12 protein-coding genes are annotated in these 15,021 nt (G+C 43.5%); 3 read left to right on the top strand and 9 right to left on the bottom strand.

Translation table 11 applies throughout. The features are described 5' to 3' along the window. Positions 1–85: 85 nt before the first annotated feature. The 7 genes from QZY09_RS23790 to QZY09_RS23760 form a co-directional block, all read right to left on the bottom strand. Positions 86–2,185 carry a putative porin gene (locus QZY09_RS23790; protein WP_295676963.1) on the bottom strand — a complete coding sequence of 700 codons (2,100 nt, stop codon included), beginning with the start codon at positions 2,183–2,185 and terminating at the stop codon, positions 86–88. Then, positions 2,178–2,999, bottom strand: a complete 822-nt coding sequence (locus QZY09_RS23785; protein WP_295676960.1) for a purine-nucleoside phosphorylase — start codon at positions 2,997–2,999, stop codon at positions 2,178–2,180. The genes QZY09_RS23790 and QZY09_RS23785 overlap by 8 nt, the downstream gene beginning before the upstream one ends. Further along, positions 2,962–4,035, bottom strand: a complete 1,074-nt coding sequence (lpxK, locus tag QZY09_RS23780) for a tetraacyldisaccharide 4'-kinase (protein WP_295676958.1) — start codon at positions 4,033–4,035, stop codon at positions 2,962–2,964. The genes QZY09_RS23785 and lpxK overlap by 38 nt, the downstream gene beginning before the upstream one ends. Positions 4,036–4,132: 97 nt before the next feature. Then, entirely contained in the window at positions 4,133–5,311 is a 1,179-nt protein-coding gene (locus tag QZY09_RS23775) for a chromate transporter (protein WP_295676956.1), read from the bottom strand. Next, positions 5,299–5,745, bottom strand: a complete 447-nt coding sequence (locus QZY09_RS23770) for a chromate resistance protein ChrB domain-containing protein (RefSeq protein ID WP_295676954.1) — start codon at positions 5,743–5,745, stop codon at positions 5,299–5,301. The genes QZY09_RS23775 and QZY09_RS23770 overlap by 13 nt, the downstream gene beginning before the upstream one ends. Positions 5,746–5,801: 56 nt before the next feature. Continuing rightward, on the bottom strand, positions 5,802–6,752 hold the full coding sequence (locus QZY09_RS23765) for an LppY/LpqO family protein (RefSeq protein ID WP_295676951.1): 951 nt from the start codon (positions 6,750–6,752) through the stop codon (positions 5,802–5,804). A gap of 65 nt (positions 6,753–6,817) precedes the next feature. After that, positions 6,818–7,675, bottom strand: a complete 858-nt coding sequence (locus QZY09_RS23760) for a chromate resistance protein ChrB domain-containing protein (RefSeq protein WP_295676948.1) — start codon at positions 7,673–7,675, stop codon at positions 6,818–6,820. 106 nt (positions 7,676–7,781) lie between these two features. Here QZY09_RS23760 and QZY09_RS23755 point away from each other — a divergent pair, with 106 nt between their 5' ends. The 3 genes from QZY09_RS23755 to QZY09_RS23745 all read left to right on the top strand — a co-directional run bounded on the left by QZY09_RS23755 (position 7,782) and on the right by QZY09_RS23745 (position 11,496). Further along, positions 7,782–8,180, top strand: coding sequence for a hypothetical protein (locus QZY09_RS23755; RefSeq protein WP_295676945.1), 399 nt, complete (start codon positions 7,782–7,784; stop codon positions 8,178–8,180). A gap of 91 nt (positions 8,181–8,271) precedes the next feature. Further along, entirely contained in the window at positions 8,272–10,446 is a 2,175-nt protein-coding gene (locus tag QZY09_RS23750) for a TonB-dependent receptor plug domain-containing protein (RefSeq protein WP_295676943.1), read from the top strand. A gap of 15 nt (positions 10,447–10,461) precedes the next feature. Beyond that, positions 10,462–11,496 (top strand): hypothetical protein, encoded by a 1,035-nt coding sequence (locus tag QZY09_RS23745; protein ID WP_295676940.1) that lies wholly within the window; start codon positions 10,462–10,464, stop codon positions 11,494–11,496. 81 nt (positions 11,497–11,577) lie between these two features. Here QZY09_RS23745 and QZY09_RS23740 read toward each other — a convergent pair whose 3' ends face one another. Both QZY09_RS23740 and QZY09_RS23735 read right to left on the bottom strand, forming a co-directional pair. Beyond that, entirely contained in the window at positions 11,578–12,348 is a 771-nt protein-coding gene (locus QZY09_RS23740; protein ID WP_295676938.1) for a peptidase E, read from the bottom strand. A gap of 138 nt (positions 12,349–12,486) precedes the next feature. Next, entirely contained in the window at positions 12,487–14,919 is a 2,433-nt protein-coding gene (locus tag QZY09_RS23735) for an ABC transporter permease (RefSeq protein WP_295676935.1), read from the bottom strand. Positions 14,920–15,021 lie beyond the last annotated feature (102 nt).

The raw sequence follows: 15,021 nt of genomic DNA, 5'->3' as shown, positions 1-15,021 counted from the left end.
GCCCCCTAAAGGGGGAGTTTAAAGGGCGTTTAATCATCCTGCAAATCAAAAGCTCCCCCTTTAGGAGGTTGGGGGGGCTTGGCCGCTAATTATAAAACGCCCATGACACCCCGAACTTTAACAAATGGTCCTGTTGCGGGTATTTGTAAACGGTATAATAACCTTTACTTAACAGGCCCTGGTTAGCATAATCATACATGATAAAAAAGTTGGTATGCTGCAAAGTAGCTTTCAAAAACAGGGTAGCCACCGGGAATGATGAAAAAGTAACATTGGGGCCGTTATAAAACTGGCCCAGACCCGGCGCGTACGATGGCGCTACATATTGAGTATTGTACCGCACGTCAATGCCGATACTTGTGTTCAAAACATCAAAATACATTCCTTTGCAATACAAGCTGCTGTAATTATAAAACTCAGGCGTGCGCAAGGTTGCCTGGTAATCTGTTTTTTGATAAACGGCATAGGTATCAAAATGCCAGTGCCTGTATGACAAGCTTTTACCCAGGCTTACCTTCAATAAATTGATATCGGAGCCCAGTTGAACAGGGTGCGCATCGATACCATTTGGCTGCGCTGCAAAGTATAAATAATCGCCAATCAAAAAATACTCCGCCTTCAAATCAAACCGCAGGGCATCATTTATATAATTGAATGATATACTATTGGTTTTTTGATTATTGAATTTGTTGTGAAAAATAAAGTGATCGGATACCCAGTCTGTATAAACCAGCGGCGGCGCACTGCTTTGCGTATACCCTTCAAAAACAATTTTACCCACTTTACCACCTCCGGCAAGGGTTAGTTTGGCATCATACAAAAAATTTCCAAAATCCCGCCCGGCCGCTATTTGCTGCACATTGCCCTCAAGCAATAACCTATCGCTGAAACGATAACTTATTTTACCACTTAAAGTGATATCCTGGAAAGAATTGCTCTGCTGTATTACGGGAAGATTTACTTTGCTGCCATATTGATTTAACGTGGTATCCCGGACATACTGGTTATAGGAATAAATATCCTGGGTTAAGCCGAGGTCCAGTTTAGCCTCGTTTTTTACAGGCTTATCACCTTTGCTCCTTAAATAAAAACTATAGGAGAAACTATTTTGTAAATGGTGCACCGTAGTCGAGTCACGGGCATAATTTGAATCGAAATAATAATCAGGGAACACGTTATACGTGTCCGCGTCATTTTGCCTGAAGTTGTAGTTTTTGCTTTCCACAAAAAAGGTATAGGATACCCGCTGCGTAGGTAAAATACTGGAACTGGCACCCTTCTTTTTAAGGCTGTCGATCCTGCCGATATAATAAAATTGTTTTAAGTAAAAACTGGTTCCCGTCCACTGTTCGTAGGTATTTGGCAAACGGGAGATCTCGTCGGTTGCCGCTAATGGGTTTTTCTCGACAAATATTGTATCATTTGATAAGATTGACCCCGTTATCGGCGACTTTAAGTTATTATAAATCAGGTTAGTGAGTAAATTATACCTCTTATTTTTTGATTCGTACCAACTAAAGAAAGCGGCGTTTACGTTGCTTACGTTTTGACCCAATAATGCGCTGCCATAATAACCCTGCGAACCTGTAAAGTTTAAATTAAAACCTACGTTAAGCTGTGGGTTAACATTTTGGGTATGGGTAACCTTTAAAATCTGTTCTTTATGACCGCCTGTTACAAAATCAAGTATGGTTAAGGGCACCCTTGCACGGTAATAATTAATGTCCTCAGGGTTTATTAAGTAAGGATCAAGTTCATGCAGGCCTGCGTCAAATCCAATGGTTTTTGAGGGTGAAAACAAAAGGCTTCGTTGGGGCTCTCCGGTGTAGCCCAGGCTTATCCGTGGGTCGCGGGGCTGCAGCAGTGGGCTGTAATTCTCAAAATTCACAACACTCGTATCCAGCCTGAATAGCTGCGTGCTATCCCTTAACAGCTTTTCAGTGGTTACCCTGATAAATTTCGAGTTAAAAACTACCGAATCCTTCCTTCTATCCATTTTTTTCCGCAACGAATCCAGTTGCTGGTCGGCAGTTTCAGGTTTGGAGGTAGTGGTATCATTAAAATTTGGTTTACGCTGCTGCCCGGGATAAGTTGGATTATTCGGATTTGTCGGCGATTGGGCAAAAGCAATTTGCCCCGATATGCAGATCAGTAACAGGATAATATATTTAAACTTCTCAGGCATCTTTACCAGCTATCAATTCTTTTAATATCATTGTCATTTTTGGTTCGGCAGCCCTGGCCACTTCCAATATCTCATCAAGCGAAACAGGTTTTAAAATTTCATTAAAACCTTCATCAGTAAGCACCGATATGGCAAATACGGGCAAAACCATATGGTTGGCCACTATTACTTCAGGTACAGTGCTCATTCCCACGGCATCACCTCCTATCGTACGTAAGAATTTATATTCGGCTTTTGTTTCAAGGTTCGGACCAGTTACAGCAACATAAACTCCTTTATGGCATGTAATATTGTTCACTTTAGCAATATCCAGCGCCCTTCCTATTAAATTGCGTTTATACGGTTCGCTCATATCCGGGAAACGGGGGCCCAATTCTTCTTCATTCCTGCCCAGCAAAGGGTTGTCGCCCTGCAGGTTTATATGGTCTTCAATCACCATCAGGCCACCTTTCTTAAAGTCAGGATTCAGCGACCCGCTGGCATTGGATACATACAAGGTTTTTATCCCCAACATTTTCATTACCCTTACCGGGAAAGTGATCTGCTTCATGGTATAGCCTTCGTAATAATGCAACCGGCCCTGCATGGCAACAACTTTTACCCCGGCAAGTTTGCCAAAAATCAATTTACCCGAATGAAACTCTAAAGTGGAAATCGGAAAATCAGGAATATTAGCATACATCAGTTGTTTTTCAACTTCAATTTCGCTTACAAGGCCGCCAAGCCCTGTACCTAAAATTATACCCACTTCGGGCTCAAAATCGCCGATGCGACTTTTAATGTATGCTGTTGTATGTTGTATGCTCTCTAACATAGTTGATTATTAGCTGGTCAAATTGCTGCCCGCTTTCGTCCAAAAATTCAACCTTAATTGGAACCACAAAAACCGGTAAGCTTTTGTCGCCACGCAAAGGTGACCTAAACCACGAATCTTCTAAACGTTGTGCGTCCTTTTCTGTTGTGACGACAAGTTTTTTTTCTGTTTTACACGCAACAAACTCAGCGGCAAGTTTAGTGATATTTTTCAAGGTAAACGGGTGATGGTCGGGATATTTATGATGAATAATATGAGTGGTAAACCCACTTAAATATTCCAAAAGTGGTTTGGCATTGGCAATACCGGTAAGTAAAAATACGGTAGTATCTTTATCAATCTCCATACCGGCAGGTTTACCATCTAAACGCTGCATTGGCTGGTAAGCAATTGCCGAAAAAAACAGCTGCTGGTAGGGCAGCGGCGCTATTTTTTGATAAGCATTTTCCTTTTGACTGATAGTAAGCGTTGCAGGGCATTTGGTTACAATAATTACCTGCGCCCTCCAGCGCCCGCTGTATGGTTCGCGCAGGTTACCTGCGGGTAGTAATAAATGCGGTTCATCCAGCCTGTTATAATCAAACACCAAAATGCTCAACCCCGGTGCAACGGCACGGTGCTGGTAGGCATCATCCAGAATAATCAGATCATGATCAGGAAGTAATTGGTTAATGCCTTTAACCCGCTTTTCACAAACGGCCACCGTAATATCGGGGAACTTATGTTTGAATTGAGCGGGCTCGTCGCCCAGGTCAGTAGCAGAAGCAGTGGCAGTAGCAGTAAGGTAACCCTGGGTTTTGCGCCCGTATCCACGACTTAACGTAGCCAGTGTGTAATCACCTTTAAGCAAACGGATGAGATATTCCGTCATCGGGCTTTTGCCCGCGCCGCCAACATCAAGGTTGCCGATAGAAATTACAGGTTTATCAAACTGATAGCTTTTAAAAAAGCCGGCATCATAAAACCAGTTGCGGATAATAACCACCAAACCGTACAACAGCGAAAAAGGTAATAAAAGCCAGCGCAGGTATTTCATAATTCGCTGCAAAGATAGGAATTGAATTTTGTCTGAATCAGAATTTGCTGAATTAGAGAATTTGCAGCATGTTTTTGCGGCACATCTCTTTGATCAGTTATAGCGTTTTTAATATCAACCCAATAACTGCGGCAGCACCAATGATATAAGGCTCCTGCATTTTTTTAAAGTATAACAAAGCTAAAACTGCAGCCAAAGCAATTATTCCGGTTGGAACGTCCACAATTGAACGCATTGCTATTACTATAACAGAACCTACCAACGCGCCGATTACCGAAGCAGTAATACCATCAACAAATGCTTTAATACTTGAATTTTTGGCAATCTTTTTAAACGATGGTGCCAATGCGACTGTAAAAAGATAGCAAGGCAAAAAGGTGGCCAAAGCTGCAATACATGCCCCGGGGAAACCGGCAACCAGGTAGCCTATAAAACCAACGGTTATTACTACCGGCCCGGGCGTGATCATGGCAACGGCAACGGCATCAACAAACTGGTGCTCATTCAGCCAGCCAAAATCTTTAACCACGCCACCATGCAAAAAAGGAACAATAGCCAGCCCGCTGCCAAATACAAAGGTGCCAGCCTTTACAAAAAACCAGGCGATGTTCCACAGCGTTTTATCATCATACCGCCAGAAACCTATGCCGGCTAAAAGGCCAGCCGGCGCAACAACCGGTTTTTTCATCCAGGCCGGGGGCGCTTTCATCACCATGTAAAACAAACCGCAACCAACAAAAAGCAAAATCTGCTCCTGCTCGGTTATTACGGTGATCAGAATAGCTGCAATATAAAACAACCATAAAAGCCATTTTGCCTTTATAGCCGTCCATTCAAATTTGCTGATCGATTTTATGGTGAGTTTATAGGCACTCATCCCGATAATGCCGATCACCGCCGCCCCTACCCCATAAAATACAGCTTGCATCCAGGCAAGGCCGCCGTAAAGCTGGTAAGCCATCCCCAGTAAAACCACCATAAAAAATGAGGGCAGCACAAATGCCAGCCCGGCAAGTGTGGCCCCTAAAAACCTGTAATGAACAAAACCAATGTAAATTCCCAGTTGGGCGGCCAGAGGGCCGGGAGCCAGTTGCGCCAGGGCCAGGCCTTCTTTGTATTCTTCTTCAGTAAGCCAACCTTTATTTTCAACCAGGTCGCGGTGCATATAGCCAACCAAAGCCACAGGCCCGCCGAAGCCCCAGGTGCCTAGCTTTAAAAAGTATTTAACAAGACTGGCTAGCGAATATTCAGGCTTTGCTTGAATTAGTTTTTCCATGTATGTTTTTCCTCCTGTACAAATTTTGCCCAGCTATAAAGTGCGTCATAAACTTTCATACCAAATGCCAGCATTTCATGATCATCCGGAAAATTATAGGATAACCCAGCCGAAATGGCCCAAAGCCCGGCCGCCTGCGGTGCGAGGTCAAAGCGACAAGTATCTGCTCCGCGGATGATTTTTGCCAGTTGTAATAGCGCCGGTTCAGTCAGATAGTGTTTTTTGATGATATAATCAAATGTACAGCGATCATCCTCATGGGTATACTCCACACCGGTAATGTCATAAGGTACAGCATTTAATGCTGCGGCTTTTTCAATAACCTTTTCTTTTGGCACGTAAATAAATTCCGCCTCAGGGTCAACAAAATTTTTGATCAGCCAGGGGCAGGCAATCCGGTCAATTTTAGGATGTTCGCGGGTTATCCATTTCATGATGCAAATTTTAAAGTAAGGCAATTACATCTTCATTCCACCGCCGCTTTTCTTCCCTAACTCATCAAGCGCAGCACGGAAACCCTGTGCCAGTGTAGCCGCGGGTCCACGCCCGTAATAGTGTAGGAATATGATATGCGGGCGTCATTAAGCATGTGGCTATGAACTGCCACTACCTCCAGGTTATGCAGGCGCAAAGTTTTGATGACGCTGTTTACTTCATCAGGCAACATCGCTATGTCACCTGCTATTTGAGCATCATCTTGTTTTCCTGCAAAAGAAGCCCATGTATTCAATCCAATATTGGTCGTCATCTCAACACCCATCATCATCACTTTTAAGTCGCTGCGGCCAATGGTGTATTTATAGGTCGGGCCATTTACCGTTCCGGTGTATTTAACAATTGCGTCGAGTGCGGGAATATCAAAATTTTCCTTACCCGTAATGGCCGGTGGTGCGGCAGAAGCGGGCTGATTTGCCGGGAATATTTTGCTGTCGCGGATGGTATCAGCATACCGTTTCGCGAGATCGGCAATGCTGCCCATCCCTTGAATGTGCATATAAAAGATTCGAGGCTCCTCGTAAAAAAAATGGTTGTGGATAGCACTAATTTCCAGTCCGTTTGCTTGTGCAGCAGAGATTAGCGGGTTTACTTCTTCCTGTAACAAAACAGTATCGCCCATAATCATCGCCGATTTTCCATCCACGGACTTTTTAAAGGATACCCAGCCGCCAAAACCAAATGAGATCGGTACGGGAGCTCCTTTTATCGTGATCTTCAAGTCGTTGCGCGGCAAAGGCGTTGTATGTACCGACTCCGCATCTTTATAACTCCCTTTTTTGCCTAGGGCACTTTCAATGGCGGCAATTTCCTCAGGGGTTAGCGCGGGTGTTTTGCCCTGTGGCATCGGCATCGCCTGCATTTTATTGACAGGAAGCAGCAATGACGTACCTAACAAAGCGGTGGCCTGCAATGCCTGCCTCCGCGTAAATTGTTGTGTTTTCATGTGGATAGTTTATAATAGGTTCTATACAATATTAGCCACAATAGAACGAGGTAAATTGTACGGAATTAACTATTTGTATCCTTTTTACTTTTAAGACTATTTTTTTTATAAAGCGAAGGATTTTGCCCGGTTTGCTTTTTAAAGATCCGGTTAAAATGGCTCTGGTCTGAAAACCCGGTGAGGTAGGCAATTTCCGTAAGGGAATAATCGGTTGTTTCAATTAAATTGATGGCCTTTTCAATCCGCATCTTCCGGATATATTCGCCAAAGGACAAATTTTCAAAATATTTGGAAAACTCCCGCGACAGGTAAGCCGGATTGATCTCCAGTTCGGTGGACGCCTGCTGCAAACTCATCGTCATGTTGGTGTCCATCTGGTCCTGTATCATTTCTTTAAGCTCTTTGGCCCATTCCGGAGCTTTTTTCTCTTTTCCCTGCTTCAGGTATTTTTTATACACCTCCAGCAAAAGCTGTTCAACCGGCGCCTGGGTATGTTTTTGCTGGTAAAGATCTTTTGCCCAGGTGTATAAACCATCGTATATTTTGATGCCCAACGCCAGCAGTTCGTGGTCATCTTTTATATTTTGCGACAGGCCCATAAAAATAGCCGACAGGCCCGATGATTGCGGCGCAAAATCATGCCGGTCAGTATCAGCACCGCGGACGATTGCCGCAATGCGGTTGAGCGCGGCATCCTTCAGATTATGTTTTTTCAGGAAATAGTCAAACGTGCACTGGTCATCATAGTGGCCATATTCCACACCGGGGAGATCAAAAGGAATAGCCTCGAGTGCCGCTGCTTTGCTCAATACTTCAGCATACGGAACATAGATAATTTCTGCATCAGGATCAATAAACCGTTTGATAAGCCAGGGGCAGGCAATACGGTCGATTTTGGGGTGTTCCCTGGTGATCCATTTCATAGCTGCAAATGATAAAAATCAAAGTTATAAAACAGGCTGATACAGGCGTCAAAAATCGGGTGTTATTTAACCCAAGGGGTATTAATATTTATTACATTTGTGTCACATGCCAAAGAAACTAATCGCATTATGTATGGCCGGCTTTTTTTTAGCCGGAAGTATTGTTTTGCCGCTGGGCGATTTTTCTTTGTTGCGCGACATTCCGGGCATGTACCATAACTACAAAAAAATTACTACACCCGATGAATTAAGCTTAACTGATTTTATTGGCGATTATTTGTTACAGGGAAAGGAAATTTTTGGCCACAACAAACATGATAAATCTGAAAATCCGGTTAATAACACACAGTTCAGGCACCAGGCAAATTCATTACAAGTGTTGATACCTGATTTTTACCTGTCTGACATAAAAACTGCCGGAAATAAAAAGACTTATAATTCCTGCAACAAACCATTTGTTATTGCAGGTTATGCTAATGAGCTTTTAAGGCCCCCCCTTACCTGATCCTTCTTCTCTTCATTCAATTCGTTCAATTTCTTATGTGCTGTTGATGCATTTTGTGTACAACCAGCACAATTACCCCTATTTCAAATAAATGAAACAGTTTTTCATCATTATATGCTGTGCGTTAGCTGCACAAACCGTTATCGCCCAAAATAAGTTTAAAGCCACTATTCATAACGATATAACCGGCGAAGCTTTAACGGGTGCCACAGTCCGCATTCCGGCATTAAACATTTCCGCAATAGCCGACACAGGCGGGCGTATTATCATTAACAATATTCCGAATGGCCAATTTGATATGGAGATCACTTTTACCGGCTTTAATAAACAGGAAAAAAAGTATGTATTTCCTTTGCAACACCCTGATGAATTCATCGAATTCTCACTTGAACCACAATCCGATGAGCTGGCCGAGGTAACCATACAAAGTACCCGCACCAACCAAAGCCTGGTTGAAATCCCGACCCGTATTGAAGCGCTTCCCATGGAAGAACTCGATGAAAAAAGCACCATGCGACCCGGTGATATCAAAATGCTGCTCGGCGAGTCTACCGGTATCCAGGTACAACAAACGTCAGCGGTCAGCGGAACAGCAAGCTTCCGGATCCAGGGCCTGGATAGCCGATATACCCAATTATTGCAAAACGGCATGCCACTTTATGCCGGTTTTTCGGGCAATCTGAGTCTGCTGCAAATCAGCCCGCTCGACTTAAAACAGGTGGAATTTATTAAAGGTTCGGCCTCAACCCTTTACGGAGGTGGTGCTATTGCCGGACTGGTTAATCTTATCAGCAAAACACCTGGTAAAACCCCCGAATTGACCTTCCTGCTCAACGGTACCGCCGCAGGCGGAGCTGATGCAAGCGGCTATTATGCACAAAAGTGGCAGCATTGGGGTACAACCATATTTACCTCGTTAAACTATGAACATCCCTACGATCCGTCAAATACTGGTTTTACAGCCATCCCCCAAACCCATCGTTTTACCATCAATCCCAAAGTGTTTTTTTATATCGACGATCATAATTCTGGTTGGTTTGGGGTAAATACCACCTATGAAAACCGTTTTGGCGGCGATATGCAGGTAGTAAACGGGCGGGCCGACAGCATACATCAATATTTTGAGCGAAACAAAAGCTTCCGCTTCTCCACCCAGTTTTCGTTTACCCATAAAGTGGATAGCATCAGCCAGTTCAATATTAAAAACACAATTGGCTATTTTAACAGGGATTTAAGCGAACCAGGATTTAACTTTCAGGGTGATCAGTTATCATCATTTACCGAACTCAATTATGTTCAAAACAGGAAACGAACCAACTGGGTTGCCGGCGTTAACCTGGTAACAGATGAATTCACTGCGCAGCCGCCTGAAAATACGTTCAACTACAACCAGGCTACTTTTGGCGTTTTTGTACAAAATACCTGTAAAGCGGCACCGTGGTTCTCGGTTGAAAGCGGGATCAGGGCGGATGATAATACCCCATCCCCGCAACAACCGGCAAACGGTGTTTTTATTTTACCGCGGATCAATGCCTTATTCACGATTAGTAAAAAACTGACCAGCCGCATTGGGGGCGGCCTGGGTTACAAAATGCCAACTTTATTTAACGACCAGGCGGAAGAATTCGGCTATCAAAATCTGCAGCCATTAAATACCGGGACCACCAAAGCCGAACAATCCTATGGCTTAAACGGCGATTTGAATTACCGGAGCGCTATTGGCGATGCGTTTATCAGCATTAACCAATTGTTCTTTTACACAAAGGTGAACCACGCAATTATATTGCAAAAAAACGCGTTTGTAAACGCGCCCGGTTTTTTGAGCTCGCAGGGGGCCGAAACAAATATCAAACTATCAATGGACGAATTGGGCTTTTACCTTGGGTACACTTATACCGATGCCAGGCTGCACAATAATGGCCAGGTGAGTACCCAAACACTAACGCCTAAAAACAGGCTAAGCTTTGATTTTACTTATGAGATAGAAAATAGTTTCCGGTTCGGCGCGGAAAGTTATTATACCGGGCCGCAGCTTTTGAGCGATGGAAGCACAGGGCAGGCGTATATTACTTTCGGCTTATTGATTCAAAAGATGTGGAAACACCTGGATATTTTCATAAACGGCGAAAACCTTACCGACCAAAGGCAAACCCGCTGGGGGAGCATCTATGGTGGCAGTATAACCAACCCGGTTTTTAAAGATCTTTACGCACCGCTGGATGGTGTGATGATTAATGCGGGGCTGCGGATAAAGTTATTGAATTGAAAGCAATATAAATTCATGAAAACTAAACGTAAGTTTGATCAAAAGACTTTTGAAATGATACTGAAGTATACTTTTTTGATAGCCGGGCTATTAACCGTCGCCTCCTGCAAAGCACAAACTGAAACAGGCAAAGAAAATTTAACCCTCTCAAAAACGATTAGCCTGGGGGATATTAAAGGCCGTATTGACCATATTGATATCAATATAAAGGATCGGATAGCCTATGTGGCAGCGTTGGGTAATAACTCGCTGGAAATTGTCGACCTGAAAGCCGGGAGGGTATTACACAGCATTAAAGGGCTTGATGAACCGCAGGGTGTTGCCTGGATTGCCACGCATCATGAAATATTTGTGGCCAATGGAGGCAGCGGCGAATGTGCTTTTTATGATGCAGTTACCTTTAAGAAAACGGCATCCATCAAACTGGCAGACGATGCGGACGACGCCCGTTATGATCCCGGCACCGACCGCATTTATGTTGGCTATGCCGCGGGAGGTATTGCTATTATTGATGCATCCAGCCACAAACAAGTTGGCAATATTGATCTGCCCTCCCATCCCGAGTCTTTTCAAATCGATACAAAAATTAATAAAATATGGATCAACCTGCCCGGCTCAGGTATGATTGGTGTAGCTGATTTGCAACAATTAAAACTTATAGCCAAATGGCCAAGGTTGATTCCCCGATCGAATTTCCCGATGGCTTATGATGCAGAACAGCACCGGCTGATGGTAGGCTACCGACTGCCGGCCAAACTGATCATTTATGATGCTGTGACCAGTAAAGAGATTTTCAGCGCACCAATGGTGGGTGATGCGGATGACCTGTATTGGGACCAAAGCAATAAACAGATCTACGTAAGCGGCGGCAGCGGCGAAGTAAACATATTTAAACAAACTGCAGAAGTCAAATACGAACAGGTTGCCAATATAGCGACTCGCGGCGGGGCACGAACTTCTTTACTGGTTCCTGAATTAGGTCTGTTTCTGATCGCCGCAAGGGCTGGAGGCATTGAAAAGGCTGCGTTATTAATCTATAAAATAAATTAACATAAATCCGAAACGGCGAAGCCCTCTTGAACACCATTTTAAATAAATAACAGTGAAAAATCGAAATTCCGAAATGCGAAATTACTTAATGATCTCAGCAACCGGCAACATCTTTTCGTCGATCTTTCCATCTACAACCGACACATAGTAGGCATGGCTTTTATCGTCAATTGCTACAGTACGGATGAATTGTTCATTTTCAAAAACTACGCCCGCAAGGTCGTCAATAGCGTAACCCGCGCTCAGCCTTCCTCTTAAAATATTGTCGAAATAGAGCGGTTTGCGCATGGGTTCACTCTGATAATGCGGGCAATGGCTGGCGGCAATAAATGCCAAACCATGTATGATAGCTAAATTCTTGGGCCGCGAATCTGTTGTACCACCATCAAACCAGCATAACGAGCCTGCACTGCCACCAGCCAGTACAATTCCCTTGTTATATGCTTTTCTTAGCACGGTATCAATACCCTGGGCCTTCCATATGGCCAGCATATTTAATGTATTTCCACCGCTTACTATGATGGCATCCATACTCAGCAGGTTTTCTTCAAAGGTTTTTGGCTCGGTGTAGGAAGCTATGAAAGTTTTTTGCACACAAGCCTGCATTGGCAGGTCCTGGCAAACCTCGTACCAGGAAACGATGGTAGCGGCATTATCACCGGTAGCTGTAGGCAAAAAGCAAATCCTTGGGTTTTGTTTTTTTGTTAAGGCGATTACGTATCGCATAAATGGTTTTGTAAACTGCCCGCCATAAGCAAAAATTGTGCGCGTAGCTGCTGTGTTGTTTTTTACCTGTGCCTTAGCAGTAAAACAAAAGGAAATAAATATAAGGGCAAAACCGATTTTCTTCATGCAGGGGTATAATTGTGCCGCAATATATAAATTTTACCAATTGCTTTACAAAAAGTAAATCCCGGCAAATAACTCACCGGGATTCGTGCTAAACTAAACTGAAACCTAAACTCTTTGATTTAACCGCTGATCACTACCCTACTCCGTCTTCAAACTTTTCACCGGGTTCATTAATGCCGCCTTAATGGCCTGCGAACTTACGGTAATGAGTGCAACCACAACAGCAAGTACTCCAGCCAGTGCAAACATCCACCAGCTAAGCGGAATGCGGTATGCAAAGCTCTGCAAGAACCAATGGTTCATAACGAACCCCGCGAAGGGCGTTGCAAAAACAAACGCGATACCGACCAATATCAAGAAATCTTTTGATAACAAGCCTACAATTCCGCTCACACTTGAACCCAGCACCTTACGGATGCCAATTTCTTTTTTCCGCTGTTCTGCACTAAATGCTGCCAGGCCAAATAAACCTAAACAGGAGATCAAGATGGCTATTAAAGTAAATGAGTTGATGATTTGGGAAATGATAATCTCGTTTTCATACTGATTTTGCACCTCTTCGTCAAGAAAAGCGTATTGAAAAGGAACAGATGGCAGGTCTTTTTTCCAGATTGCGCCAATACTTGCTAAAAGCGACTTGTAGTCTATTGAACTGGTTGATACGACCATACTCGACAGGTCGCCCGGGTTATTATCGTATACCAGCATAAATGGTCTCACATCGTTATGCAGCGAATTGTAATTAAAATCTTTCATTACACCTTCAACCGTCACATAACTAGCCGGCCCGGTGCCGTATTTTGAGTAAAGGCGTGCGCCTGGTGCAGTTTGCGGGTTGAGGTTAAGCCGCTTTGCAAGAGTTTGGTTGATCAGCACTCTGTTCGAATCGCCTGGAATAAAATCTCTGCCACTAATTAGTTTAATGCCATTAGCTTTTACGAAATACTGATCGCAGGCTATATTTTGTGCATCTATGGCAGTAGCTCGATTTCCACCGTCCGGGTATACACCATGATCGTGAAGCACAAACTGGCTGAGGTAATTATCTGCGCTGGTAACATATTTAACGCCGGCCAATAGTTTCAGGTCATTGGCCAATGCGGGCATTTTGTTTTGGGCGTCATTAGTGTAAAAGTTAAATACCAATTTTTGACTTTTATCAAAACCGAGGTCTTTTGATTTGATGTAGTTGAGCTGGCTGTATATAATGATGATACCGGTTATCATTGAAATAGATAAAATAAACTGAAAAACCACCAGTAATTTACGTATAAATGTTGCCGAAATTTGGTTAGAGAAGTTTCCCTTAATCACTTTTATCGCCTCGAAATTTGAGAGGTAAAAAGCAGGATAACTGCCTGCCAAAAGCCCCGTTACCAGCACAAGGCCGCCCAGCATCAGCCAGAGCCGGTAATCAGCAAAAAATGTTAATTGAATATCGGCCCTGGTAATGTCGTTTAAATAAGGTAGCAGGCCAAAAAGCAGCGGCAGGGCAGTAATCACCCCGATAAATGACAACAAGAATGACTCGCCCAAAAATTGTTTTACCAAATCGTACTTGCCAGCGCCGACCACTTTGCGTACCCCCACCTCTTTTGCCCGTTTTGAGGCGCGGGCAGTTGAAAGGTTCATGAAATTGATGCAAGCGATCACCTGAACCAAAATAGCAATTAAAACTAATATTAACAGAAATGAAGGATCGGCAGTTTTGGTAGGCTCCACATCAAAGCCAGTTGTAGTATGAATGGATTGAAGGGATTGCAAATGAAATTCCTTTTGCATGCCAATTTCTTTCAATTTTTGCGAAGCATATTTATTTAGAAAAGCAGGTAGTTTTTTTTCAAAGGCGCTTACATCAGTACCCTGACGAAGCCTGACATAAGAATAGAGAAAGTTGTTACCGGCCCATTCGTTGTCGTTGGCGATAGACACGCCGGTGGCGTTGCTTTGTATGGCGATAAACATATTCCCCCTCAAATGAGATTTGCCCAGGCTTTCGTCAACTACACCGGTTACCCTAAAATCATGATGACCATACGAGTCGTTGATATTTATCATTTTGCCAACAGCGGGCGCATTGCCGAAAAGCTTTTCGGAAGTAGTTTTCAGCAACACGATATCATAAGGATTTTCCAAAGCATGTTTGGGCCTGCCCTCAACAAAGTTGTAGTTGAAAATATCAAAAAAGGTTGAATCCACATAAAGCGCGCCGGTTTCATAAAACGATTGCTCTTTATAGCGTAACAAATGTTCTTTCGCACCAAGCAAATCAGTTTTCACCACACGCGTAAAGCTTTCCACCTCTGGAAAATTACTTTTCAACGCCGGCGCCACCGGCGGGGACGAGGACGACATGGTATGTTTGTCGCCGGGTAATGAGAGCCGGGTAGTTACCCTGTAAATACTTTCGACACCTTTTTGCTGTTTATCATAATTGTACTGGTCTTGTACGTACAACAAAATATAAAGGCAGCAAAGCGTGCCTGCAGCCAAACCAAAAATATTGATGAAGCTGAACGTCTTATTTTTCAACAAAAAACGAAGAGCAGTTTTTAAATAGCTTTTTATCATGTTCGTTGGTTATTAGTTATTTTCAGCAATGACCAGTGTCCAAATTTTATAGTAACAGACCAATAAAATGCCAAACAAGTTATATATGGACTATCAATTAGT

The organism is uncultured Mucilaginibacter sp. (assembly GCF_903913935.1).
In the GTDB taxonomy this organism is placed as follows: Bacteria; Bacteroidota; Bacteroidia; order Sphingobacteriales; family Sphingobacteriaceae; genus Mucilaginibacter.
Note: the sequence above shows the minus strand (reverse complement) of the source record. Positions and strands in the feature narration are given on the sequence as shown.